The 23,880-nt window shown below is 74.4% G+C and carries 23 protein-coding genes; 17 read left to right on the top strand and 6 right to left on the bottom strand.

Annotation, left to right across the window (positions count from 1 at the left end):
- Positions 1-52 precede the first annotated feature (52 nt).
- The 10 genes from P2424_RS10195 (at position 53) to P2424_RS10150 (ending at position 9,189) form a co-directional block, all read left to right on the top strand.
- On the top strand, positions 53-742 hold the full coding sequence (locus tag P2424_RS10195) for a TOMM precursor leader peptide-binding protein (protein ID WP_276475447.1): 690 nt from the start codon (positions 53-55) through the stop codon (positions 740-742).
- Positions 743-747: 5 nt separating this feature from the next.
- A complete protein-coding gene (locus tag P2424_RS10190) occupies positions 748-2,451 on the top strand; it encodes a TOMM precursor leader peptide-binding protein (RefSeq protein ID WP_276475446.1) in 1,704 nt (567 codons plus the stop codon).
- Positions 2,448-3,212 carry a nitroreductase family protein gene (locus P2424_RS10185; RefSeq protein WP_276475445.1) on the top strand — a complete coding sequence of 255 codons (765 nt, stop codon included), beginning with the start codon at positions 2,448-2,450 and terminating at the stop codon, positions 3,210-3,212. Before P2424_RS10190 ends, P2424_RS10185 begins: the two co-directional genes overlap by 4 nt.
- Before the next feature lie 100 nt (positions 3,213-3,312).
- Positions 3,313-3,480 carry a thiocillin family RiPP gene (locus P2424_RS10180; protein WP_019358890.1) on the top strand — a complete coding sequence of 56 codons (168 nt, stop codon included), beginning with the start codon at positions 3,313-3,315 and terminating at the stop codon, positions 3,478-3,480.
- 40 nt (positions 3,481-3,520) lie between these two features.
- Entirely contained in the window at positions 3,521-3,700 is a 180-nt protein-coding gene (locus P2424_RS10175) for a thiocillin family RiPP (RefSeq protein WP_019358889.1), read from the top strand.
- Between the two features lie 61 nt (positions 3,701-3,761).
- Entirely contained in the window at positions 3,762-3,944 is a 183-nt protein-coding gene (locus P2424_RS10170; protein WP_276475444.1) for a thiocillin family RiPP, read from the top strand.
- 73 nt (positions 3,945-4,017) lie between these two features.
- Positions 4,018-4,194, top strand: a complete 177-nt coding sequence (locus tag P2424_RS10165) for a thiocillin family RiPP (RefSeq protein ID WP_276475443.1) — start codon at positions 4,018-4,020, stop codon at positions 4,192-4,194.
- A 185-nt stretch (positions 4,195-4,379) separates the two neighbouring features.
- The gene (locus tag P2424_RS10160; protein WP_276475442.1) at positions 4,380-5,489 is read left to right on the top strand and encodes a PqqD family peptide modification chaperone; all 1,110 of its coding nucleotides are present in this window, start codon (positions 4,380-4,382) and stop codon (positions 5,487-5,489) included.
- Positions 5,486-8,209 (top strand): hypothetical protein, encoded by a 2,724-nt coding sequence (locus P2424_RS10155; protein WP_276475441.1) that lies wholly within the window; start codon positions 5,486-5,488, stop codon positions 8,207-8,209. Before P2424_RS10160 ends, P2424_RS10155 begins: the two co-directional genes overlap by 4 nt.
- Positions 8,206-9,189, top strand: a complete 984-nt coding sequence (locus P2424_RS10150; protein WP_276475440.1) for a lantibiotic dehydratase C-terminal domain-containing protein — start codon at positions 8,206-8,208, stop codon at positions 9,187-9,189. The genes P2424_RS10155 and P2424_RS10150 overlap by 4 nt, the downstream gene beginning before the upstream one ends.
- 125 nt (positions 9,190-9,314) lie before the next feature.
- Here P2424_RS10150 and P2424_RS10145 read toward each other — a convergent pair whose 3' ends face one another.
- Positions 9,315-9,791: a DUF2267 domain-containing protein gene (locus P2424_RS10145; RefSeq protein WP_276475439.1), complete on the bottom strand. Its 477-nt coding sequence runs from the start codon at positions 9,789-9,791 to the stop codon at positions 9,315-9,317.
- Between the two features lie 1,093 nt (positions 9,792-10,884).
- Between P2424_RS10145 and P2424_RS10140 the strand changes: the two genes are divergently transcribed.
- Positions 10,885-11,472: a universal stress protein gene (locus tag P2424_RS10140; RefSeq protein WP_276475438.1), complete on the top strand. Its 588-nt coding sequence runs from the start codon at positions 10,885-10,887 to the stop codon at positions 11,470-11,472.
- A 40-nt stretch (positions 11,473-11,512) separates the two neighbouring features.
- Here the strand turns inward: P2424_RS10140 and P2424_RS10135 are convergent, their stop codons facing one another.
- The 3 genes from P2424_RS10135 to P2424_RS10125 all read right to left on the bottom strand — a co-directional run bounded on the left by P2424_RS10135 (position 11,513) and on the right by P2424_RS10125 (position 13,973).
- Positions 11,513-12,076 (bottom strand): DJ-1/PfpI/YhbO family deglycase/protease, encoded by a 564-nt coding sequence (locus tag P2424_RS10135; RefSeq protein ID WP_276475437.1) that lies wholly within the window; start codon positions 12,074-12,076, stop codon positions 11,513-11,515.
- Between the two features lie 184 nt (positions 12,077-12,260).
- Positions 12,261-12,920, bottom strand: coding sequence for an HAD-IIIA family hydrolase (locus P2424_RS10130; RefSeq protein ID WP_276475436.1), 660 nt, complete (start codon positions 12,918-12,920; stop codon positions 12,261-12,263).
- Between the two features lie 288 nt (positions 12,921-13,208).
- Positions 13,209-13,973: an SUMF1/EgtB/PvdO family nonheme iron enzyme gene (locus P2424_RS10125; protein WP_276475435.1), complete on the bottom strand. Its 765-nt coding sequence runs from the start codon at positions 13,971-13,973 to the stop codon at positions 13,209-13,211.
- 124 nt (positions 13,974-14,097) lie between these two features.
- Here P2424_RS10125 and P2424_RS10120 point away from each other — a divergent pair, with 124 nt between their 5' ends.
- From P2424_RS10120 to P2424_RS10110, 3 genes are all read left to right on the top strand, one after another.
- Positions 14,098-15,273, top strand: a complete 1,176-nt coding sequence (locus P2424_RS10120; RefSeq protein ID WP_276475434.1) for a pyridoxal-phosphate dependent enzyme — start codon at positions 14,098-14,100, stop codon at positions 15,271-15,273.
- Positions 15,270-15,899 (top strand): PAS domain-containing protein, encoded by a 630-nt coding sequence (locus P2424_RS10115; RefSeq protein ID WP_276475433.1) that lies wholly within the window; start codon positions 15,270-15,272, stop codon positions 15,897-15,899. Before P2424_RS10120 ends, P2424_RS10115 begins: the two co-directional genes overlap by 4 nt.
- Positions 15,900-16,397: 498 nt before the next feature.
- On the top strand, positions 16,398-18,071 hold the full coding sequence (locus tag P2424_RS10110) for a BCCT family transporter (protein ID WP_276475432.1): 1,674 nt from the start codon (positions 16,398-16,400) through the stop codon (positions 18,069-18,071).
- A gap of 167 nt (positions 18,072-18,238) precedes the next feature.
- Here the strand turns inward: P2424_RS10110 and P2424_RS10105 are convergent, their stop codons facing one another.
- A complete protein-coding gene (locus P2424_RS10105) occupies positions 18,239-18,961 on the bottom strand; it encodes a DUF4232 domain-containing protein (protein ID WP_276475431.1) in 723 nt (240 codons plus the stop codon).
- Between the two features lie 186 nt (positions 18,962-19,147).
- Positions 19,148-20,392, bottom strand: coding sequence for an MFS transporter (locus P2424_RS10100; RefSeq protein ID WP_276478907.1), 1,245 nt, complete (start codon positions 20,390-20,392; stop codon positions 19,148-19,150).
- A gap of 317 nt (positions 20,393-20,709) precedes the next feature.
- Here P2424_RS10100 and P2424_RS10095 point away from each other — a divergent pair, with 317 nt between their 5' ends.
- From P2424_RS10095 to P2424_RS10085, 3 genes are read left to right on the top strand one after another with little or no spacing between them, the layout of a single operon-like run.
- Complete coding sequence (locus tag P2424_RS10095) at positions 20,710-21,720, top strand: ABC transporter substrate-binding protein (RefSeq protein ID WP_276475430.1); 1,011 nt, start codon at positions 20,710-20,712, stop codon at positions 21,718-21,720.
- Positions 21,710-22,921 carry an iron ABC transporter permease gene (locus P2424_RS10090; RefSeq protein ID WP_276475429.1) on the top strand — a complete coding sequence of 404 codons (1,212 nt, stop codon included), beginning with the start codon at positions 21,710-21,712 and terminating at the stop codon, positions 22,919-22,921. Before P2424_RS10095 ends, P2424_RS10090 begins: the two co-directional genes overlap by 11 nt.
- Complete coding sequence (locus P2424_RS10085; RefSeq protein ID WP_276475428.1) at positions 22,918-23,715, top strand: ABC transporter ATP-binding protein; 798 nt, start codon at positions 22,918-22,920, stop codon at positions 23,713-23,715. The genes P2424_RS10090 and P2424_RS10085 overlap by 4 nt, the downstream gene beginning before the upstream one ends.
- Positions 23,716-23,880: the final 165 nt, after the last annotated feature.

Raw genomic sequence — 23,880 nt, 5'->3', positions numbered from 1 at the left:
CCCCCAGCACCCGTCCACCGCCACCACCACCCCACCCCGGGCAGGAGAAGCGATGCACACCGGAACGACCGGCCCCCGCAGACCGCTGTTCCTCGCGGCCGGCTCCTTCGGGCACGCCGTCGGCGAGCGGCTGGCCGCGGCCCTCCCCGGCGCCGTCACCATGGGCGTCGACGAGGGCAGCCACCCCAGCTTCTGGCCGGTCGGCGATCTGCTGGTGCTGATCACCGACCACCCCAGACCGACCCTGGCCGAGGCGGTCGAAACCTCCGCGTACGCCTGGGGCGTGCCCTGGCTCCCGATCGAGCTGGAACCCGCCGAGCTGCGCTGCGGACCCGCCGTGCGGCCCGGGTTCGGCGCCTGCCACCGCTGCTTCGTGCGCCGCCGCGACCAGCACGACCGCTCGCCCGTACCGCGCCGGGTGCGCGAGCAGCACGGCAGCGGCACCGGCGACGGCCACGCGCCGCACCCCGGCCGGGCGCGGGTCACCGGCTACGCGCCGCACCACGTCGGCATGGCCGTCGCGCTGGCCCGCGCCGCCGTGCACGACCTCTTCGGGACACCACCGGAGAGCGAGGCCACCGCCACCCGGGTGCGCTCCGTCAACCTCGCCGACGGCAGGACGGCACGCCACCACGTGGTGGCCGTGGACCAGTGCCCGCGGTGCCGCCCGCCGCGCGGCGGCGAGGACACCTCGTGGCGGACCTTCGAGCGGTTGACCGGCGCCGCAGCGGTGGGGAGCTGACGAAGATGCCGAACGGGGACGTACTCACCGCCGAGCAGACCGGCGCCGCCGCGCTGCGCGACCCGCAGCTCTCGGTACCGGCACTGCCCCGGCTGCGCCGCGGCCTGGCCGTGCAGCAGATCGACGAGGGCCTGGCGGTCGAAGGGCTGCCCGCGCCCCAGGTGTTCCGCGGCAAGGCCGCCACCGCACTGCTGCCCCGGCTGCTTCCGCTGCTGGACGGGAGCCGGGACCGCACCGCGCTCGCCGCGGAACTGGAACTGACGCAGCGCGCGGTCTTCAAGGCCCTCTCGCTGCTGTGGATGTGCGGAGTCATCGAGGACTCCCCGCCGCCCCAAGGCGCCGACCGGCCGGACCCCGGGGCGGCACTGCCCGCCGAACTCGCCGACTACCTCTCCCGGATGGGTGACTCCACCGGCGCCAACGGCTATTGGGAGCAGGGCGCGCTGCGGCTCGCCGCGGCCCGGGTGGCCCTGTTCGGCACCGGAGCGGCGGCCGACGCGCTGGCGGCGGAGCTGGCGCCCTCCGCGCACGTGACGCGGGTGACGGGGCCGGACGCCGTACCGCCTCCGGACACCACACTGGCCGTGACCGCCGGCCTGCCGCCGGGCGAACTGCCGGCCGTCGCCGCCGTCTGCCGGGACCGCGACGTCCCGCTGGTGCGGGTGGCCGTCTCCGCCGGGCGGGCCCGGCTGGGGCCGTTCGTCCACCCGCGGTACACGCCGTGCCTGGAGTGCCTGCTGGACGAGGAGTCCGGGACCCGGGAGTCCGCCCCGGCCGACCCGGAGCCGGACGAGGAGGCCGCGGCGCTCACCGCCGCGCTGGCCGCGCACGACCTGTTCGGGTTCCTCTCCCGCGCCGTCCCCTCGCCCTACCCCAACCAGTGGCGCACCGTCGACCTGGACGACCTCAAGCAGCAGCGGCACAGCGGCGCCACCCGCCCCGGCTGCCCCACCTGCTCCGCCCTCCCCGCCGTCGAGAAGAGCGGTGCCGCCGACGGCCCCGACCCCGCGCCGCTGGCCGCCCGCTACGAGGCGTTCATCGGATTCCCGCCGCACGAGTACATGGACCTCAAGGGCCACCAGCAGCACTACAAGCCCTCCAACCTGGCCCTCCAGCGCCAGGAGAAGACGTGGCCCGTCTGCCCCCGCACCGAACTCCCGCCCCCGGACACCGCACGCCTGGCCGGACAGCCCTACGGGCAGGAGACCGGCCCGGAGGCCGCCGTCGACCGGGACACCCTCTCCCTCGTCCTGGCCACCGTCGCCGGCATCCGCGTCGGCGACCCGGACTTCCTGCGCCGCTGGACACCCAGCGGCGGCAACATCGGCTCCGTCCTCGCCCACCTGGCCGTCCGCGACGCGCCCGGCCTGGAGCCCGGCCTCTACGGATACGTACCCGGAGACCACCGCCTCGCGCTCCTCTCGCCCGGTACCGAAACGCTCGACGGCATGCCGGGAGCCGGCCCCGCCACCCTGCTGCTGACCGGCAACCTCGGCAAGGTCGCCAAGAAGTACCACTCCTTCGCACTGCGGGTGACGCTGCTCGACGCGGGCTGCGCCCAGGCCACCCTGCGCCGCGTCTGCCGCACCCTGGGCCTGCCGCGCACCCCCGTACACCGCTGGGACGAGCGGGCGGCCGCCGCGGCGCTCGGCGTCGACCCGCGCGTCGAACCCGTCACCGCCGTCACCGACCTCGGGAGGCCGCTGTGATCGCCCCGGACGACCTCGCACTCCAGCTCGTGGACTCCTTCGCGTCCGCGCCCGCGCGCCCGCACGACCCCCCGGCCACCCGGCGCGCGGCCCCGCCCGAGCCGCTCGGGCCGTCCACGGCCGTGCCCGCACGCGCGGACCGGGACCCCGCCACCCGGCTGGACCTGCTGGACACCCTGCGCAGCCGCCGCGCCAACCGCCTCTGGTCCCCGGAAGCGCTGCCCGCGCCGCTGCTCACCGACGTCATCGCCGAAGGCGTGGCGGCCGACGCCGAGGAGTGGCCGGACGAACAGCCCCACACGCCGCTGGAGATCAGCGTCGTCGCCTTCCGGGTGGCCGGGCTGCGGCCCGCCGTGCACCACCTCGACGCGCTCACCCGCACCGCCCGGCCGGTGCTGGAACTGCCACCACCCGAGCAGCGCCACACCCTCACCCTGCAAGCCGAGTTCGGCGACGCGCCGGCGATCGTCTCGGTCGCCGTAGACCTGCGCACGGCCGAGGAACGCGACGGCGGCCACGGCTACCGGACGCTGCTCACCCGGGCCGGCGCCGCCGTCCACACCATGTGGCTGGCCGGGGTCGCGCACGGGCTGACCGGTTCGGCGTTCGCCGGGTTCATCCCCGCCTCCGTCCGCGCCCCGCTGCGCTCCGACGGCACCAGCAGGCAGCAGGTGTTCGCGCTCGCGCTCGGCCACCCGCCCGCGGCCCCGCCCGGCGACGGCACCGCGCCGCCCGCCGGGAGCCGACCGGCCGCCCCCTGAATGTCCGGCCGCGCGCCCCGGGGCCGGCACCAGCCCCCCGGCACGCGCAGGCCGGATGCCCCACCGATCCGCACCCGAGTGACGAAAGGAAGTGAGCAGCATGGAAGACGTCATCGACCTGTACGCCGTGGCCGAGGACGAACTGGCCCTCGAAGAGCTGCCCGAGGGCAACGCCCTGGCCAGCTTCTCCACGGCGACCAGCGCCAGTACCGCCTCCTGCCCGGCCACCAGCGCGTCGAGCGCCTCCAGCGTCTCCAGCTACGGCTGACCGGCACCCCGACCCGCAGTACACACGGAGGAGGTCACCCATGGAGTCCATGGACCACCTGGAGCTGGACCTGTACATCGAGGATCAGGATCTCGCGGTCGAGGAACTGCCGGACGGCAACGCACCGGGCGGCTGCTTCGCCTGCGCGGGTTCCGCCTCCACGGCGTCCTGCCCCGGCTCGTCGGCGGCCACCGTCGGCAGCGCGTCCTGCATCGGCTGACAGCCGCGGCAGCACGCACGCCATCCACCGCACCAGCGACACAGCAGAAGGGAGATGAGAGATGCAGCAGCACCCCGGCGACGACCTCGACCTGTTCGTCGAGTCGTTCGACGACGACCTGGCGGTCGAGGAGCTGAGCGAGGGCACCGCGCTGAGCACCTGGGGCAGCGCCACCACGGCGGGATCCGCCTCCTGCCCGTGGAGCACCGCCTCGTCCTCGTCGTCCGCCTCCAGCTTCGGCTGACCGGCGCGGACGGCACACCAGGCACCACCGGCCACCTGTACGGCATCGAACCGGACGGAAGGAGGTGACACCCATGGACAACACCGACAGCGTCGAACTCGAACTGTGGTCCGAGGACCTCGAAATGGAGGCGCTGCCCGAGTCGGACAGCCCCTTCACCACCTTCGGCTGCGCCGCCACCGCGGGCTGCGGCAGCTGCCCCGCCGCCTGCCTGGGCACGGCGGGCTGCTTCTCCTCCAACGGCAACTGAGCAGCGGTGTCCACCGTTTTGCCCAGCGGCCTGGTGACACGCGAACACCGGACCGCCCCGTGAGGTGAGACCCCGGTTCCGGAGCGGGCGAAGCGCCCCGGAACCGGGTGCTCGCGGACGCGACCCGCGAGCACGCTCAGGCTACGACGCGGCCCGCGCGCCGAACCGCCACCAGGGAGTTGTGCATGGAGACCCTCACCCGACCCAAGCTCCGCGAGGGCCTGGAAGTCATCCGCGGGATGGACGACCACCCGCTGCTGTACGACGCGTCCTCCGGCATCTACCACCGGCTCAGCCGCTCGGCCGCCGGCCTCGTCCAACGCCTCGACGGCTCGCGGTCGCTGGAGGACATCGCCACCATGATGGCCGCCCACGGCACCAAGACCCCCGAGGCCGCCCGCACCGAGCTGGACCGCTTCGTCCAGAACCTCCACGACAGCGGCCTGCTGGACGGCGCCCCCACCCCGCAGCGGGCCCGCGACACCGGGCGGCGCGGCAAGCGCAACCAGATGATGCCGCGCTTCGTGGTCAGCCGCACGCTGCTGCCCCGGCTGCTGGAGCCGCTCGCGGCGCCGCTGCGCCTCGTGCCCGGCCGCGTGACGGCGGGTGTGCACCTGGCCGGCGGGGTGCTGGGCACGGTACTCGCCGTCTGGGCGTTGTTCGCCGGGCCGGTCCCCGACCCGCGCCCGGCGCACTGGACGACGCTGGTGGCGCTGGTGCTCTTCCTCTGCCAGATCGTGCTCCACGAGTGCGCGCACGCGATGGTCGCGCAGATCCTGAAAGTGCCCGTGCGGGGCTTCGGGTTCGCGCTGCTCTTCTACTTCATGCCGCTCGCCTACGTGGACCGCACCGACGCCTACCGGTTGCGCTCCCGCACCAGCAGAGTCGTGCTCGCACTGGCCGGGCCCGTCAACGACGGCTGGATCGCCGGGCTCACCGCGCTGGTGGCCACCACGGCCGGCGGCACGGCGGCGAGCGTGGCGGCCACCATGCTGGTGTTCCAGATCCTCAGCGTCATCACCAACCTCAACCCCCTGCTGCCCAGCGACGGCTACGCCGCGCTGGAGGCCGGTATGGGCACCGTCGACGCCCGCGGCCGCGCCTTCGGCCTGCTCAAACACACCCTGCTGCGCCGCCCGCTGCCCTCCCATCTGGCCGCCATGACGCCCGCGGCGCGCAGGCTGCACCTGGCGTACGGCGCGCTGTGCACGCTGTACGTGCTGGTGCTGGCATACGTCGCGGTGCTGGGCACGGTGTTCTCCTACGGCAGCGTCCAGGGGGTGTGGGGCCGGTGACCGCGCCCGAGACCCGGCCCGAGCTGGGCCGCCCCGAACTCACCCGCGTCGCCGGACTGCCCGCCGCCTACTGCCCGCTGCCGTCCGAGCGCACCGCCGAACTCCTGGACCGGCACGCCGAGCTGAGCAGCGCGCTGGAGGAGCTGCGGCCCCGGGTCGAAGACGTCCTCTACGCCCTCGTCCCCCTCCTCGACGGCGCCCGCGACCTGCGGCGGGCCGTACTGGCCGCGCGCCGCGCCGCACACCGGGCCACCCCGCCCGGCTGGGACGGGCCGACGGCGGCCCGGATCGCCGAGTACGCGGACGCTGAGGCGCGCGGCGCGCTGCGCCGCTGGCAGGAGCTGACCGCCGCCGCGCAGGCGGTGGCCGAGGAGCTGGACAAGGAGGTCGCCCGCGACCGCGCCGCGGCCGAGGACACCCTGGCGGCCGCCCTGGAGGAGCCGGCGTTCGCGCACTCCCTGGCGCTGGCCACCCCCGACTGGGTGCGGTACGGCCGAGCGCGCGGCAACCGCAAGCGGCAGCGCGCGATGCGGACGCTGTACTCGTACACCGTCCGCGCCGCCGCCAAGACCAGCCCCTTCGCCCGACTGACGACGGTCGGCGTCCCCGGCGGCGCGCACGACGGCCGCGCCGTGCAGCAGGTGTCCGCCACGGTCGCCCTCACCGCCCTGTATGCGCTGGCCCGCTCGCCCCGCACCGCGCAGCTGCTGCGCTACCGTCCGGCCCCCGTCCGCCCGGCCGACTCCGCGGCGGAGGCGTCCGGCGCGGGTGCGCCGCTGATGCTCCACCCCGAGTACGTGGCCACCGGCGGGGTCACCTGGCGGCTGGACCAGGTGGTCGAGGCCGGCCCGGCGGCGGACTGGGCCCGGGCGCTGACAGCAGCCCGCACACCGGAGGCGGGTATGCCGGCCGACGGCGCGGTGACGTGGTCCGGTGGCGACGCGGCTCCGGCCCGCGGCGGGGACACGACGGCCGGTGGCGCCGGCCCACCGGTTCCCGGCGACGGCACCCCCGAGCACGCCGACGGCACCCTGGCGCACGGCGACGCGCTGCGCACCCTCGGCGGGCCGGACCCCTTCCGGCGCTTCCTGCGGATGCTCGACAGCGGCGCCCTGGCGCCCGTCCCTCCGTGGCGGCGTGGCGAGGACGCACTGGACGCCCTGCTGGCGCTCACCCGGCAGCTGCCCGAGGCGGAGCAGGCCGACGCCGCCGAGACCCCGGCCGCCGGGGACGCGGTGGACGGGTCCGACACGGCGGACGGGCTCGCGGTCGTCGGCCGGTTGCGGACCCTGGCCGCCGAACGGGAGCGGCTGGCCGAACCCGTCCGGCCGGGCACCGAGGCCGCCCGGCGGCGCGCCGGAGCCGTGGCGCGCGTGCGCGAGCTGGGCCGGGACTGGGCCCGCACGGCGGGCTGGGACCGGTTCGAGCCCGCCGAGGTCTGGTACGAGGACGCGGCCACCGGACTGCGACTGCCGCCGGTCGTGGCGGACGAGCACATAGCGGAGGACCTGCGCCGACTGGGTGCCCGGATCCGCCCCCGGCTGTTCCGCTCGCACCTCTACGACACCCTGGTGCGCCGCTTCGTGGCCGCCTACGGCAGCGGCGGCAGCTGCGACGACGTCCTCGGCTTCGCCATGCGCTGCGGCGCCGAGAGCGACCGCGATCCCGAACTGGAGCGGGCCGTGCAACTCGACCTCGCCGCACGCGAGGACCCGGGGGAGCGGGCCTGGCTCCCGGTCGGCCCGAGCAGTGCGCCGCCCACCGCTGCCCTGCTGTTCCAGCAGATCGTCGGCGGCCCCGGCGCCGCCGCCGACGGCCCGCGACTGGTCGTCAACCAGTTCAACCCCGGTACCGGCGGCCTGCTCACCCGCTTCAAGGAACTGCTCGGTGAGGACTTCGCCGAGGCGCTCCGAGGCCATGTACGCCGCTGCTGGCCGCACGCCGCGCACCATCGCGAGCTGGTGCTGTGGACCGAGTGCAGCACCGCGCAGGCCCAGTCCTGCGGGCTGCTGCCCCCGCTCACCCTGCCCGGGGAACTCGGCGCCGCCGACGCGCTTCCGCTGGACGCCACCCGTCTGGTGCACGATCCGCGGCAGGACACCCTCACCCTGTTGGCCCCGGACGGGCTGCCGCTGGCGGCCGCCTACACCGGTCTGGTGCCCACCCATCTGTTCCCCAAGTTCGCCCGCTTCCTGGCCGTGCTGTCCGACCCGTGGATCAACGGTTCGCCGCTGTCCGACCACCGGATGCCCTTCCAACTGCCCCGCGACCCGGAGCAGGTACGCGCACAGGACCGGGAGACGCTGGACGGTGCGGGCGCGGTGGTGACGCGGCGGGCCTCCTGGACCGTCCCGGTGCACCGGCTCCCGCTGCCGTCCCCGGACGCGGGATGCGACGCGGCGGGGGTCGCCGCGATGGACGCCTTCCGCCGCGCGCACGGGGTACCGCGCGAGGTGTTCGCCTACCTGCTGCCCGCGAACGGCGGCGGCTTCGGCACCGACCACGACCGCAAGCCGCTGTGGGCGCGGCTGGACTCGGCCGTCTCGCTGGAGGTCCTGGCCCACTGGATCACCCCGGGCACCGGCCATCTGCGGCTGGTCGAGGCGCTGCCCGCACACGACGAACATCCGCTGCGCGACACGGACGGGCACCGGCGCGCGGCCGAGCACGCGGCGCTGCTGCACTGGGCCGGCACCTGCGAGGACGAGGAGGAGGGATGACCGGTACCGCTGCCCGCCCCCGGGAGGCGGCACACGAGGGCGCCGTATCCGCGGACGAGGATGCCGACGCGAGCGTCGCGCGGACCGCTTTCCCGGATGCCGGAGCCGGGTACGAGCAGGCCGGCGCGGCCTGGGACTGGTGGTATCTGCGGGCCTATCCCGGAGGCCCGGCGCGGATGGACGCCGCCGTCCGTACGGTGCTGCCCTGGCTGGCGGACCGTGCCGCCGAACTGCGGGCGCCGGACTGGCACTTCCTGCGCTACTGGGACGCGACCGGACACCACCTGCGGCTGCGCGTCCGCTGCACGCCCGAGCAGGCCGACACACTGCACGGCCGCACCCCCGAGGTGCGGGCGCTGCTGGCCGCGCTGCCCGAACCGGAGCACGCGGACGGCGGCGGGCTGCTGCCCGCCGAACCCACCATGGCACCCCGGCACCAGCCCGTCGGGGTGAGCCCGGCCCCCTACGCGCCCGAACGCGCCAAGTACGGCGGAACGGCGGGTGTCGCGCTGGCCGAGGGGGTCTTCACCGACTGCTGCGCGCTGCTCGCCGAGACCGAACTGGCGGCGCTGCCCGCCGCCTTCGCACGGGCCGCCGCCGCCGTCGAGCTCACCGGCACGCTGGTGGCCGGCTGCCTGGCACCGGAGGAACGGGACGCGTTCTGGACCGCGCACCGGCGCCGGTGGCTGGCCCGGCTGCGGCTGGTGCTCCCGGCGGACGAGACCCGGGAGCGGCTGCGCGCCCTGGCCTCGCAGGTGGGGGACGCGCCCCGGCCGGGCGAGACCGTCCGCCGCCGGTGCGCGGCTCACGCGGCGCTGGTGTCGGCGGCGCTGGACCGCTGCGCGGCGGCCGGCGTCCCCGTACCCCGGGCCGAACTGCTGCTGCACCACGTCCATATGACCTACAACCGGCTGGGCTTTCCGCCCGCCGAGGAGGCGGCACTGGTGCTGGCCGCCCGCGTGCTGACGGCCGGACGCTGACAGCGGCGCCGGGGCGGGCGCGTTGCGGCGCCCGCCCCGGGACCTGACCCGACCTGCCGGCAGGTGCGGCCCTGTCCGTCCCGGCGCGGGCCGTCGTCCCCGCGGCCCGCGGCGGCGACGGGCGGTCAGGCGGCGCGCGGTGCGGGAGCCGGCTGCGCGGGGGCGGGGCGGGTGAGTTCGGCGCGGCCGAAGAGCAGCGCGTACCCGGCGGGGAGCGCTTCCAGGATGCGGGCGACCAGGTCCGCACCGGCGAGCCTGGCCACCAATTCGAGCACCGTGCCGGTGTCCCAGCGTGCTGTGGCAGGGGTGCCGCCGGTGCGGGAGGCGAGGTCGGCGACGAACTCCCAGCCGGTGAACTGCTCGGGCTCGCGGGCCGTGGAGGTGAGAAAGCGCGCGGCCTCCTCCGGGAGCACGTCGGCGAGCGCGGTGCGCTCCTCCTCGGGCAGGCGCCGTCCGAGGGAGGTGAGGACGGCGTGGATCACCGCGTCGGCACGTTCGCTTGTGGGGTAGGCGCCGTCGTAGCGCACCCGCTCGACGAGTCGGTGGTACGTCATGGCCTCCGTGACGGGGGCGGCCTGGGGCTTGATCTGCGTCAGTGACACGTCTCGGTCTCCGGTTGTGTTGAGGCCGCGCGCATCCCGGGCCCGGCCCCGACTCTGTTTCCGGGAGCGGGTGGCGGGCTTCTCGTGCGCCGGACGGACGGCTCGGCCGCGGGAGGGGAAGCGTCCCCTCCCGCGGGCCGTCCGCCGTGCTCGGCGCCGCGCTGCCTTGAGAACTCAGTGGACTCGGTTGCTGATCCGCGTACGTCCGGCTTCGTCGCCGGCAGTGCTGTGACGGCCTTCGGCAGGTGCGAGCGGCCGGAGGCGCGGTGCGTCCGCCGGGTGAGCGGCGTGGACGCGTCGGGTGGTGGCCGGTCAAGTGCCGGGACGGAGCACGTCCGGTGGCCGCCCGCTGCGCCGGGCGCGCAGCGGGCCGGCGGCCGTGTGGCGGGTTTCCGACGGACCGGCGAGGGTGCTGCGTCCGGCTTCGGTGGCGAACGCGTCCGGGGCGTCCCCCGGCGGGTGGAGCGCGGGCACGTCGCCCGGTCGACGACGCGCGGGCCCGCACCGACAGGTGGCCACCGGACTCGCGGACGACCGGGGCCGATTGCCGCTCGCACCCGGGAACTTCGGTGTGCGGCGGTCGGGCTCGTGGCACGGATCGGTGCGCATCACTCTTACGAACACCTCCGATGAGCCTGGGCAGTTTCTCCGTGTTCCGCCTGTGCGCTGCACCTCGTCTTTCTTGTATCATGTCGTCAGAATGATGACAAGTGCGGTTGTCGCCCTGTGGATGACGTGCGAGGGGGGAGACCCCCGGGCTCACACCTGAAGAACATCCGGTGCCGACCGCCGGGAGCGGTCCCGCGCCCGTCTCCTTCCCTTGCCGCCACGGCGGCACTGCACCGGACTGCCGGGGCGTCCCACGGGACACCGGGACACCCGCCCCGCCTCGCCTCGCGCCGGACTGCCGGAAGGGGCCCGACGGCGCCACGCTCCCCTCGGTGCCACAGCTCGCGGGCGTCCGCAGGCCAGTTTCACCTTATTGGCCCTGTCGGGGCAGTCCAATCGGGCCCAGACTTCGCTGTGCAGCGGCTGTTGGACACGCTGCGACGGCGAAGAGATCGGACGGGACGACACGCAGGAGGGGTGAGCGATGAAGGGCGGATCCGGCGCCGCCGGGCGGAGCGGGGAGACGGCGGGGAGGAGCGGCGGCGAGGCGGGACCGGGCCGGCTGGTCGTCGGTGTGAGCGGGTCCCTCGCCAGTCTGGCGGCGCTGCGGGCCGCCGCGCAGGAGGCGGCCGGCACCGGTCGCCCGCTGCTGGCGGTGCTGGCCTGGGAGCCGCCGCGTGGCGAAGCGGGGTACATGCTGCGGCCGGACCGGATCTGGGCCGAGAACTGGCGCCGGGAGGCCCGGGTGCGGCTGGACCGCGCCTTCGACGAGGCGTTCGGCGGCAACCCTCCGGGGGTGGCCGACGTCGAGCGGCGGCTGGTGCGCGACCGGCCTTGGCGGGCCCTGTGCGCGACGGCCGGCCGTCCACACGACCGTCTGGTCATCGGAGTGCGCGGCGCCCGTTGGGTGTCGTTCGGGCGCGGTGGTACGGCGCGCCGTGTCCTCACCCGCGCCGGCTGCCCCGTGCTCACGGTTCCCGCACCGCGCTTCCCGGTCCTTCTGCGTACCCGGCTGCGGCACGCGAGAGCAGTCCACTTCCAGCCCGGGGGATCCGGTCGGGCAGCTGTCTGAGACCCGGGGACGCCGGGCCTGGAGCGGCCGCCGCGGAAGGTCAGGCGAACTGGGGTGTTCTGGTCCTGGCCAGGTGTGCGACGAGCGCGGCGCAGAAGACCGGCAGGTCGTCGGGGCCGCGGGTGGTGACGAGGTTGCCGTCGATCACGACCTCCTCCTCGACGACCTCGGCGCCCGCGTTGCGCAGATCCGTGCGGATGCTGGGCCAGGAGGTCAGGCGCCGGCCGCGGACCACCTCCGCCTCCACCAGCGTCAGCGGACCGTGGCAGATGGCCGCGACGGGTTTGCCGGCGCGCATGAACTCCCGGGCGAAGCCCACCGCGTCCGGATCGGTGCGGAGCTGGTCGGGGTTCATCGCGCCACCGGGCAGCAGCAGTGCGTCGTAGTCGTCGGCGGACGCGTCGGCGGCGGTCCGGTCCACCGTGAGGGTGCCGGCCGGGTCGATGTCCATCTGGCGGGCGTTGATCTCCCCGGTGTGCAGCGCGATCACCTCGGTTCGCGCCCCGGCTCCGTGCAGCGCGCCGCGCGGCTGCTCGAGTTCGATCCGCTCCACGCCGTCGGTGGCGAGCAGGGCCACCCGTGTGCCGTGCAGTTCGGCGGTCATGATGCGGCTCCCTTCGGAGTCCCGGGGACTCCCGCTCGCGGCGTGCGGCGGACCCGGCGGCGTCGGCCTCGACACGCCTTCCGCTGACCAGCGTCTCATGCTCACAAAAGCTCTCAAAACGGTCAGAGGTTGTCGTGGTCGCCCTCGCCGCGCCGGGCGCCGCCGGACCGGGTGTCCGGCGACCTCAGCCTCCCGCCGGCGTGCCGACCAGCGCCCGGACCGCGGCGCCCAGATGCGCGGCCGTGCGGGACGGCACCCCGGGCCGGCCGAGGCGCCCGGCCCGGACGAGTACTCCGGTGGCACCGGCCCGGTGCGCGGCACCCAGATCCGCGGTGCGCCCTCCGACCACCGCCGTCTCCGACGGGCGCACGCCCAGCACCCGGCACGCGGCGAACACCAGACCCGGTTCCGGCTTCCGGCACGCGCAATCGTCCTGCGGCCGGTGCGGGCACACGGCCGTCACCGCGAGCGGCCCCAGCAGCGCCTCCATCCGCGCGTGCAGTGCGTCGAGCTGCTCCAGCCGGAGGGCTCCGCGTCCGATGCCGGGCTGATTGCTCACCACCCCCGCGTGCACTCCGGCGGTACGCAGTGCCTCCAGCGCCTCGCGCGCCGAGGCCAGCGGACGGATCCGGCCCGGATCGGTGTTGTGCGGCACCTCCTCGACGAGGGTGCCGTCCCGGCCGAAGAGCACGGCTCGGGGCTGCCCGCACCCGGGTACCGCCCGGCAGCGGCCCGAACCCGTGTGGGGGAGCCGCACCAGCGGCTCCCCTGGTCCGTCCTGGTACCAGGACGCGGTCACCGTGCGCAGGACGACCGCCGCCGGACGGGCGCCCCCGGCACTCACGGGTGCCGCCCTGCGCGCGGATGCCGGGCCGCTCACGCGGGACCGCTCATGCGCGCGGCCGGGCACATACGCGGAGCCGGCCACCTCCGCGGGCTCGGACGGCCCGGCACGTCCGGAAGGGGGTGCCGCGGGCGGGATGCCGCCGCAGTGGGCGCTTTCATGGACACTCCTGCGGTCACGGACGCCGTGTGCCGTGGAACGGGCGTCGCGGGCGGTGGAATCCGGAGAGGGGTGCGGAGGGGCTGCGGAGGGGGTGGGGGTGAGGGACGCGGAGGGGCGCCGCTGTCCTCAGCCTGCGGGTGCCCGCCGGGCGCCGCAACCGCCGGCGGCCCCGCCGCCGGGTCCTGCCGCGGAGCCCCGGGCGACGCGGAAGCCCACGTCGTCCACCCGGAAGGTCGGATGGCTGCGGCGCCGCACCGAGGCCCGGCAGCTCCAGTGCTCGTCGAACCAGCCGCCGCCCCGCAGCACCCGGTAGCCGCCGTACACCTCGGGGTCGTACAGGTCCCAGCACCAGTCCCAGACGTTGCCGAGCATGTCGTACAGGCCCCACGCGTTGGGGAGCCTGCCCCCGACCTCGTGGGGGCGCTCCTGCGAGGTGCCGCGGTACCAGGCGATCTCGTCCAGCGGTCCGTAGCGCGGTCCGGAGGTCCCGGCCCGGCAGGCGTGCTCCCATTCGGCCTCGGTCGGCAGCCGGTACCCGTCCGCGGTGCGGTTCCACTCGACGCCGGTGCCGTCGTCGTCCCCGCGCCTCTCGGCGGCGCCGTTCGGGACGGCCGGCAGCCGGTAGGCGGGCGTGCGGCCCTCGTGCCGCGAGAGGGCGTTGCAGAACCGTACGGCGTCCCACCAGGACACGCCCTCGACGGGCAACCGGTCCCCGTGGGCGGTGCTCGGCCGCTCGCCGGTGATCCGTGCGTACAGCTCCTGGGTGACGGGGTGCGCGGCCAGCCGGTACGGCGCGAGGTCGACCGGCCAGCTACGCCCCGTCCGCCGGTCGGACAGGGCGACCCGCCCCGCGGGTATCGCGACCAGTTCGACCTGTGCCTCCGTCTCCATGATCGGACGATCCTACCTGTGGGCCGAATCTGGCGCCGTCTGGACGGAGCGTCTAATTTTAGCTTCTGCGTCCAACCTCGGACGTGTGGTCCCCCGCGGAACCTCCGGCAAGGGAGTACTTCTCGTGTCCAGCTCCTCCCAGGACGGCCCCCAGACACCCCCGGCGCGCCACCTGCGCGATCCGCGCTCCGGCCGCCGCTACCCGCTGGACCCGCTGCGCTGGCGGGGAGACGACGGCACACCGCTGCTCGTCTCACCGGCCCAGGCACCGAGGCCGGCCGACATCGTGACCGCCGACCGGTCGCTGTGGCGCTACCGGGCCGCGCTGCCCCCGCTGCCCCCGGTCAGCCTGGGCGAAGGGTGCACTCCGCTGCTGGCACGCACCTGGAGCGGCGTCGAGGTCGGCTTCAAGCTGGAGTGGTTCAACCCGAGCGGCAGCTTCAAGGACCGCGGCAGCAGTGTGATGATCTCAGCGCTGGCCGCTCAGGGGGTCGACCAGGTTCTCGAGGACAGTTCCGGCAACGGCGGCTCCTCGGTCGCCGCGTACTGCGCCGCCGCCGGTGTCGGTGCGACCATCCTCGTCCCCGCGCACACCTCACCCGCCAAGACGCTGCAGGCCACCGCCTACGGGGCCCGGGTGACCCCGGTGGACGGCGACCGGGACGCGACAGCCGCGGCGGCGCTGCGCCGGGCCGAGCAGACCGTCTACGCGAGCCACAACTGGCATCCGTACTTCCTGGAGGGCACCAAGACGCTGGCCTACGAGATCTGGGAGGACCTCGGCTTCCGCGCCCCGGACGCCGTGGTCACCGTCGCCGGCGCGGGCAGCACCGTCCTGGGCTGCGATCTGGGGTTCGGCGAACTCCTCGCCGCAGGGCGGATCGCCGCCCTGCCCCGGCTGCTGGTGGCCCAGCCGGCCAACTGCGCGCCGCTGGACGCCGCGTTCCACGCCGGGTCCGACGCCGAGCAGGCCGCCCCCGCGTCCGGGCGGTGGCGGCCGACACTGGCCGAGGGGACGGCCATCAAGGAGCCCGTCCGGCTCCCCGAAGTGCTGGCCGCCGTCCGCCGCTCGGGCGGGACCACAGCCGCCGTCCCGGAGGAGGACATCGCCTCGGCGCTGCGCCGCCTCGCGGCCACCGGTCTCTACGCCGAGCCCACCAGCGCCACCGCCGCGGCCGCCGTCGACCTGTTCGCGGCGCGCGGCGAACTGCCGCCGGGCGGCACCACGGTCGTCATCCTGACCGGGTCGGCACTCAAGGCGCCGACTGCTACGGCACAGATCATCGAGGGGACACGGTGAGCGCCGCCGAGGACGAACTGCTGCTGCGCGAGGCGGAGAAGATCGTCACCGCCGTCGGGCGGATGTTCCCGGGCCTGTGCGAGGCCGTGCTGCACGATCTGCGCGACCCCGAACACGCGGTGCGCGCCGTGGAGAACAACCTCTCCGGCCGCCGGGTCGGCGATCCGGCCACCGAACTGGGCCTGGCCCGGATCGCGGACCCCGGCCACCCCGAGGTCCTGCAGAACTATCCCAACCGGTTCCCCGACGGCCGCCCCGCCAAGAGCACCTCCGTCGGCATCCGGAACAGCGAAGGCGGCTACGTCGCCGCCGTCTGCCTGAACCTGGACGTCTCGCTGCTCTCCACCCTCACCCGCGGCCTGGAGCAGTTGCTGCGTACGGAGGACCACCGCCCGCCCGTCGCCGAGACGCTGCGTGCCCGCACCGTGGACGAACTGCGCGGTGTCGCGGAGTCCTTCGCCGCCGCCCGCGGCACCACCCCGCGCGCTCTGACCACCGCCGATCGCGTCGCCCTCGTCCAGGCCGTGCGGGAGCAGGGCTACCTCGAACTCAAGGGTGCCGTGTCGGCCCTGACGGATCTCCTCGGGGTCTCGAGGGCCACGGTCTACAACGACCTGCGCCGCTGAGGCGGAGCCGGACACGGCGACCGCACCGCGTCGGCCGCCGCCCCCGGATCGGGCCAGGAGGTCCGAGCTTCACCCCGCCGGCCGAACGGCACCGGCAGCCGGTGAACCCGGCCGCCGGGGTGTGCGGGACGGCACCCGGCCGCCCGGTCGGCCGTTCGTACTTCTCCTCTTTGCGTATGTGTGCGGCTCGCTCTGATCCCGGGTACTCGCGGCCGCGCCCCCAGTGCTCCGACCTCTGCGGCTCCGCGTCCGAGGCTGCCGGGGGCCACCGCCCCCCGCCACAGCATTCGGTGAGTCAACACTGCTCCCTCACAGGGCAGTTACTCACACGATCACGAATGTGCAACAGAAGAGTCCAGGGGATGCGGTGCTTGATCGGGAGTGCCACCATCAACGCTCAACGCGGCCGGGGCGATCATTGGCGAACGCACATCTTCTGGCATCAGCCCGGCCCGGCGCGCTTCAGTGCACTCCCTCCCCGTCTGTTGGGACAACTCCATGCTGGACAAGCTGCAACGCAGGCTGGGTCTGCGGACCGACGCGGTCATCTTCTTCACCTCGGCGGCGCTGACAGTCCTGTTCGTCGCCACCACCATCACGCTGACCGACCAGGTCGACAGCGTCTTCACGGCGGCCTCGGACTGGATCCTCACGAACCTCGGATGGTTCTACATCCTCGGCGTCACCACGTTCGTGCTCTTCCTGATCTGGATCGCGCTCAGCCGCTACGGGCATGTGCGACTGGGCGGGCAGGACTCGCGCCCCGAGTACAGCAACGGCGCGTGGTTCGCGATGCTCTTCGCGGCGGGGATCGGCACCATCCTGATGTTCTGGGGGGTCGCCGAACCGATCAGCCACTTCGCCGACCCGCCCGAACAGGGCGTCAAGCCGGAGTCGAACTCGGCGGCCGAACGGGCGATGGCGTTCGCCCTCTACCACTTCGGCCTGCACACCTGGGCCATCTTCTGCCTCCCGGCGCTGGCCTTCGCCTACTTCGTCTACCAGCGCGGCCTGCCCTTCCGGGTGAGCTCGATCCTGCACCCGCTGCTCGGCGACCGGATCAGCGGCCCGATCGGCAAGACCGTCGACGTCACGGCCGTCGTGGGCACCCTCTTCGGGGTCTCGGTCTCCATCGGGCTGGGCACCCTGCAGATCAACAGCGGTCTGAACGAACTCTTCGGCGTCCCGGAGAACAAACTGGTCCAGGTCCTGCTGATCGCGGGAGTGACGGCGATCGCGACGGCCTCCGTGGTCAGCGGCCTGGACAAGGGCATCAAGATGCTCTCCAACGTCAACATCCTGATGGCCGTCGGCCTGCTGGTCTTCGTCCTCGTCGCCGGGCCGACGCTCTTCATGGCCAAGGGCATCGTCGAGTCGACCGGCACCTATCTCAGCTCGGTGGTGCCGCTGTCGTTCTGGAACGACACCTTCGCCGACACCGGCTGGCAGGGGAGCTGGACGGTCTTCTACTGGGCCTGGACCATCACCTGGTCGCCGTTCGTCGGCATCTTCGTCGCCCGCATCTCCAAGGGGCGCACGATCCGGGAATTCGTCGTGGGCGTTCTGGGACTGCCCACCGCCTTCACGGTGATCTGGTTCAGCATCTTCGGCATGGGCTCGTTCGACATCGAGATGAACGGCCCCGGCGGGCTGGTCAAGGCGGTCGTGGACGACGGGGACGTACCCGGCGCGCTCTTCACGTTCCTGGGCAACTACCCGGCGGCCACCTTCGTCTCGGCGCTGTCGGTGCTGATCGTGGTCATCTTCTTCACCACCTCAGCCGACTCCGCCTCCATGGTGGTCGACATGCTGTGCGAGCGGGCGGACGAGAAGAAGCGCACCCCCACCCGGCAGCGCGTCTTCTGGGCCGTCATGCAGGGCGTGGTCGGCGGCACCCTGCTGGCGGCCACCGGCAAGAGCGGACTGGACGCCCTCCAGCAGGTCATCACCGTCATCGGGCTGCCGTTCTTCGTGATCGCCTTCGTGGTGATGTTCTGCCTGCTCCGGGCGCTGAAGGAGGACTTCCCCGAACTGGGCCGCGCCCCGTACGCCGGGAAGCCGAGGCCCTCGGAGCCGCAGCCGCGGCCGGAGCCGGAGCCGGAGCCCGCCGCGGCACCGGCGGCCGCCGCGGAGGGGCAGCCCGCCGGCACCGCCAAGGACCCGGTCGGCTGAACACCCGCCCGACCCGCACGCGCGGCGCCGCCGCGCGGCCGACCTGAAGGACCGGAGGCGGGGCGGGGACGGAGCGGATGCCCGTCCCCGCCCCGCCTCCGGTCCGGGCGGGGACGCGGTCGCCGCCGACGGAACCGCCACCGGCCGGCGGGAGCGGCGCGGCGGTGTCAGCCCACGCCGACCGGGTTGACGAAGGTGCCGGGCCGGGTGGCGCCGGACTGGTCGACCAGGGCACCGCCGTAGGGCCACTCGAGCGTGACGTGGGTGGTCTCGTCGGGCGGGGTCAGCAGGACCTTGCTCACCTTGAAGGGCTTGGGGCCCTTCATGTCGTGCGGCAGCGGCAGGACGTTCATGGAGACCATGGCGGTGTCGTCACCCGGGTGCAGGGTGAGGGTGCTCGGCTTGTCCGAGGAGCGGCGCAGGTCCCAGGTGTCGCCGGAGTCGCTGATCAGACGGACGCCGGGGAAGCCGTACACGGTGCAGGTGCGTCCGCCGCTGTTGGTGAGCCGGATCGAGGCGATCTGCTGCTGGTCGGCCTCCATGTCCGGGGCGCCGCCGTGCGGACCGCCCCAGGAGTAGCGCAGTTCGCCGGTGTGGCAGCGCTTGCTCTCCCGGGCCTGGGCGGAGGCGGGGTTCACCGCGTCGGTCCGCGAGCCCTTGACGGCGGTCTTCTTCACCCCGTCCACGGCGTCCCCCGAGCCCTTCTGCGAGTCCTTCTGCGAGCCGCCGTCCTGCGTGCCGGAGGAGGAGTCCGCGCCCGAGCCCGAGTGCGAAGCGGCCTTGTCCGACGATCCGGACGACGCGTCGCACGCGGTCGCTCCGGCGCCGACCGCGAGGGCGGCCAGCACGGCGGCGGTGCAGCGGACGGCGCGGTTGAGCTTGGCGGTCATGGTTCCTCATTTCCGGCGCCGGACTCTTCCCCGGCGCCCCCGTGGCGAGTGCGGCGTACGGGAGATGTGATGGCCGCCGCGGGCCGCGAGTTCACGGGACTGTGTCCGGGACATGTAACAGCCGCGTGGCACGTGGCGCGCGCCAGCCGGGCGGCCCACGGGACGCGACCGCCCTCGACCGGTACATCAGGGGGTGGTCGCCTTCGTCGACTGCGATGCGGACTCGGGCGTGCGTTGCCGGGAGAAGGTGCGGGCGCCGGGGGCGAGGGAGGCGGCGGCCGGCACGGTGAAGCAGACGACGGCGCACGCCGTCAGGACCGCCGTGCTGCCGAACGTGTCGATGGCCGGGGCGATGACGGCGAGTCCGACCGGGGCGAGACCGTAGGAGAGGAGGAAGTCCAGCGAGGAGACCCGGGCCAGCTTGTCCGGTGCGATTTCGCGCTGGGCGGCGGTGAACCACGGCACGTTGAACAGTTCGATGCCGATGCCCGCGACCGCGTAGGCGGCCGCCACCACGACGGGGTGCACGGGGAACACCAGGCTGAGCGGGGCGAATCCGTAGGCGGCGAGTCCGGCCAGGGCGGCTCGGCCGGGGGAGCGGGGGCGCCATCGGGCGACGATCAGGGCCCCGGCGAGTGCTCCGGCGGTGTAGGCGGTCATCGCACCGGCCAGCACGGCCTCGGTGCCGTAGGTGTCGCGGCTGACGACGGGGAGGGCGACCCCGGTGGCCGAGTATCCGGTGGCGATGACGGCCGTCAGGGCGCCCAGACCGGCGACGAACCACGGGTGCCTGCGGGCTTCGCGGACGCCTTCGGCGAACTCGGTGAGGATTCCGGTGCGTCCGGTGCCGGAAGCGTCCTGCCCGGTGCTGTGCGCGGTCCGGGGGCGTGCGCCGCGTCCGGGGACGCACGCGGCGACGAGCCACAGCAGTCCGATGCCCGTCAGCAGGGCCCGGACGTCGAGGAGGACCGCGAGCAGGGCGGCCAGCGAGGGCCCCACGAGCGTGGTGACCCGAACCGCCAGGGTCATGGCGGCGTTGGCCTGCTGTCGGCGCTCCGCGTCCACCACTTCGGCGGTGAGGGCCTGGTAGGCGGGCCGGCAGGCGCCCTGCCCGGCACCGGCCAGTGCGGCAGCGGCGGCCATCAGCAGCAGCGAGTGCCCGAGTCCGGCGGCGATCACCGGTGCCCCGAGCCCGGCGGCGAGTCCGGCCCACAGTACGACGCCCCGGCGGGAGTGCCGGTCGGCCAGCACTCCGGCGACGGGCACCGCGGCGAGGAAGCCCGCGGTGCGGGCCGCGAGCAGCAGTCCGAGGTCCGTGGCGCCGAGGGCGCGCTCGAGTACCGCGAGTCCGAGCACGAAGGGGAGGGCCCAGGTGGCCAGGCCCGACGCGGTGGCGCCGGTCCACAGGCGGAGGAAGGCGGGGTCGAGCAGGACGGTCCGCTGCTTTCCGGGGCCGGCTGCGGGGGCGGCGGGCGACGCGGGGGGCGCGGGCGGGATCGGCACGAGGGCTCCTGTTCTCTGCGGAGTGGTCGGGTCGGTCGGGTCGGACGCGGAAGCGGGACGCGGCTTCGGGGGCGGCCGTGCGGGCCGGCGGTGCGTTGTCGGCCGGAGGTGCAGCACTCGGGCCGGGTCGGCGGCGCGACGGGACCAGAGTAGTCTAATGATAATCATTTCCGTTAAGGTGATGTCCGCCTGCCCTCGCTCCCCGGCACGGCCCGATTCCCCTGCCCTGTTCACCGGAGAAGCCCATGCGTCATTCCGCCCGCCTCGCCGTCGCGCTGGCCGTCCTCGCCTCCACCGCCGCCGGTTGCTCCTCGTCCGGCAAGTCCTCCGACGCTTCCGCACAGAAGCCGGACAGGACGACAGTGACGAGCTGCGGCCGCACCCTCTCCTTCGACGGCCCGCCGGAACGCGCCGTCACCCTGGACCAGTCCGCCACCGAGACGCTGCTGGAACTCGGACTCGGGGAGCACATGGCCGGTACCGCCTACCTGAAGACGAAAGTCGCCGAGGAGTACCAGCGGGCCTACGACCAGGTGCCGGTCCTCAGTCCCGACCTCCTGACCGGCGAACAACTGCGCGCGGCCACCCCCGACCTGGCCGTCGCCTCCTCCGCCGAGCCGTACGCCAAGGACCGGGCCGGAACCCGCGCGGAACTCGCCGCACTGGACCTGCCCTCCTACGTGAGCGCGGTGGACTGCCCGGAGCGGAACGACCCGGACAAGACCGCGTTCGACCTCCTCTTCGACGACTACGAGAACTACGGAAGGATCTTCGGCGTCGAGAAGCGCGCGGCGAAGCTGGTCGGCGAACAACGGGCCGTGGTCGAGCAGGCGGCCCGGACCGCCGACCGCGTCAGAGGCGAACCGACTGTCGTGTGGCTGTACTCCGTCTACGGCGACAAACCCTACGTCGCGGGCAAGGGCGGTCTGCCCAGCGAGATGAGCCGGCTCGTGGGCGCGAAGAACGCCTTCGACGACGTCGACGAGGAGTGGCCGGAGGTCTCCTGGGCGCAGATAGCCGACCGCGACCCGGACTTCCTCGTCGTCGGCGACCTCTCCGAGCGCGGAAAGCCGGGGGACAGCGCCGAGGACAAGCTCGCCATGATGCGCGAGCACCCGACGGTGTCCGAACTGGCCGCGGTCCGGAAGAACCGCATCATCGAGGCGCCCGGTATCGAGATGGACCCCTCGGTGCGCACCACCCACACACTCGGCCTGCTGATCAAGGGTATGAAGGATCTCGGGCATGTCCGCTAGCCCGGCCGCCCCCGGCTCTCCGGGCGCGTGCGGGATTCCGTCCGGGGAGGCCCACCCCGTCGACCCGCTGTGCCCGGCCCAGGAGTTCGCGCGAGACGCACCGGCCGACACCGGTGGCGCGGGGCGGGTACGTACGGGCCACAAGAGTCCGCCGGACCCGCCCCCGGACTCTCCCCCGAGCCCGGGACCGTCCGCCGTCTCCCGGGCCGGGCTGCTCCTGCTCGGCGCCGTGGCTCTGCTGGTGTCGCTGGCGGTCTCGGTGCGGGTGGGAGCGGCCGACATCGGATACACCGAACTGGCCCGGGTCGTGGGGGCGCGCACCGGATTCGACGTGACGCCGCTGCCGCGGCTGCGCGACTCCCTCATCTGGGACCTGCGGGTACCGCGTGTGCTGATGGCGGCCCTGGTCGGCGCCTCGCTCGCAGCATGCGGAGCCGTGCTGCAGGCGGTCACCCGCAACCCGCTCGCCGACCCCTATCTGCTGGGCATCTCCTCCGGGGCGTCGACCGGCGCGGTGTGCGTGGTCGTACTCGGCGTCGGCGCGGGCTCGTTCGGGGTGACCGGCGGGGCGTTCGCGGGTGCGCTGCTGTCGTTCGGGGCACTGCTGCTCCTGCTGCGCAGAACCGGCCTCGACTCGGCGCGGATCGTGCTGACGGGCGTGGTGGTGGCCGAACTGTTCGCCGCGCTGACCGCGCTCGTGCTGACCGCCTCAGCGGACGCCGAGTCCACCCGGGCGATCACCCACTGGCTGCTCGGCTCGATGGCCTCCACCCGCTGGGACGCGGTGCTCGTGTGCGCGGGGGTGTGCTCGGTGGGGCTCGTGCTCTTCCGGCTGTACGCCACCGCGCTGGACGCCTTCGCCTTCGGCAGCGACACCGCCGCCTCGCTCGGCATCGACGTGCGGGCGGTACGGCGCGTGCTGCTGCTGGCGACGGCGGTACTGACCGCGGTGGCGGTGGCCTCCGTCGGCGCCATCGGCTTCGTGGGACTGATCGTGCCGCACGGTGTGCGGTTCGTGGTCGGACCGCTGCACCGCTCGCTGCTGCCGTACTCCGCCCTCGTCGGGGCTGTCTTCCTGGTGTGGACCGACGCCCTGGCCCGGATGGCCTTCGCCCCTCAGGAAGTGCCGGTCGGCGTGTTCACCGCCCTGCTCGGCGTACCGCTGTTCCTGCTGGTGCTGCGCAGAAGAGGTGAACTGTGAGGCTCAGCGCCGAACATCTGACCTGGTCGGTGTCCGGCCGTGCGCTCGTCCTCGACGTCACCCTCCAGGTCGCCGCGGGCGAGACGGTCGGGCTGATCGGCCCCAACGGCTGTGGCAAGTCCTCCCTGCTGCGCTGCCTGGCCGGCCTGCGGACACCGACGGCCGGCGCCGTACGGTACGACGAAGAGCCGGTGACCGGCTGGAGCCCGCGGCGCCTCGCCCGGCACACCGCCTTCGTCGAACAGGCCGCCGCCACCGACACCGACCTGCGCGTCGCCGACGTGGTCGGGCTCGGCCGCACCCCGTTCCGCGACCGCTGGGGCGGCCCGGACGCCACCGACCGGGCCGTCGTCGCCGCCGCGCTCGCCCGACTGGGACTGACCGGACTCGCCGACCGGCACTGGAAGTCGCTGTCCGGCGGCGAACGCCAGCGCACCCACATCGCCCGCGCGCTGGCCCAGCGCCCCCGATGCCTCCTGCTGGACGAGCCGACCAACCATCTCGACATCGGACACCAGTTGGAGCTGATGGAGCTGCTGACCCGCACCGGGCAGACGGTGCTGGTCGCCCTGCACGACCTCGCCCTGGCCGCCCGCTACTGCGACCGGCTCCTGCTCATGCAGCGGGGCAGGCTGGTCGCCGCGGGCCGCCCCGCGGACGTCCTCACGCCCGCGCGGCTGGCCGACGTCTTCGAGGTCGACGCCGAGGTCGAGCACGACAGCCTCGGCAACCTCGCCGTCTCCTACCGCGGTTCGACGGCGCGGACCACCGACACCCTCCCGGAGCTGCGATGACCCCCGACGCGTCCCCGCTGCTCCGTCCCCACCGACCCAGGAGCCCTCGTGAACCGCACCGCACCCCTCCACCGGCTCAGTACCGACCCGCACGACGACCTCCGGCAGCGCCCGGCAACCGCGCCCCCACCGGCGGCCGGTGACGTCCCCGACGGCACGCCGCCG

It is taken from the genome of Streptomyces sp. WMMB303, assembly GCF_029351045.1.
Taxonomy (GTDB): Bacteria; Actinomycetota; Actinomycetes; order Streptomycetales; family Streptomycetaceae; genus Streptomyces.
The sequence above is the reverse complement of the archived record's forward strand: the minus strand, read 5'-3'. Positions and strand labels throughout refer to the sequence as shown.

Coding starts and splice junctions, on each gene's coding strand:
- P2424_RS10110 (WP_276475432.1), top strand. CDS start 16,398: ATGCTGGACAAGCTGCAACGCAGGCTGGGTCTGCGGACCGACGCGGTC.
- P2424_RS10150 (WP_276475440.1), top strand. CDS start 8,206: ATGACCGGTACCGCTGCCCGCCCCCGGGAGGCGGCACACGAGGGCGCC.
- P2424_RS10090 (WP_276475429.1), top strand. CDS start 21,710: ATGTCCGCTAGCCCGGCCGCCCCCGGCTCTCCGGGCGCGTGCGGGATT.
- P2424_RS10180 (WP_019358890.1), top strand. CDS start 3,313: ATGGAAGACGTCATCGACCTGTACGCCGTGGCCGAGGACGAACTGGCC.
- P2424_RS10170 (WP_276475444.1), top strand. CDS start 3,762: ATGCAGCAGCACCCCGGCGACGACCTCGACCTGTTCGTCGAGTCGTTC.
- P2424_RS10175 (WP_019358889.1), top strand. CDS start 3,521: ATGGAGTCCATGGACCACCTGGAGCTGGACCTGTACATCGAGGATCAG.
- P2424_RS10125 (WP_276475435.1), bottom strand. CDS start 13,973: ATGGAGACGGAGGCACAGGTCGAACTGGTCGCGATACCCGCGGGGCGG.
- P2424_RS10190 (WP_276475446.1), top strand. CDS start 748: ATGCCGAACGGGGACGTACTCACCGCCGAGCAGACCGGCGCCGCCGCG.
- P2424_RS10165 (WP_276475443.1), top strand. CDS start 4,018: ATGGACAACACCGACAGCGTCGAACTCGAACTGTGGTCCGAGGACCTC.
- P2424_RS10160 (WP_276475442.1), top strand. CDS start 4,380: ATGGAGACCCTCACCCGACCCAAGCTCCGCGAGGGCCTGGAAGTCATC.
- P2424_RS10135 (WP_276475437.1), bottom strand. CDS start 12,076: ATGACCGCCGAACTGCACGGCACACGGGTGGCCCTGCTCGCCACCGAC.
- P2424_RS10195 (WP_276475447.1), top strand. CDS start 53: ATGCACACCGGAACGACCGGCCCCCGCAGACCGCTGTTCCTCGCGGCC.
- P2424_RS10105 (WP_276475431.1), bottom strand. CDS start 18,961: ATGACCGCCAAGCTCAACCGCGCCGTCCGCTGCACCGCCGCCGTGCTG.
- P2424_RS10095 (WP_276475430.1), top strand. CDS start 20,710: ATGCGTCATTCCGCCCGCCTCGCCGTCGCGCTGGCCGTCCTCGCCTCC.
- P2424_RS10140 (WP_276475438.1), top strand. CDS start 10,885: ATGAAGGGCGGATCCGGCGCCGCCGGGCGGAGCGGGGAGACGGCGGGG.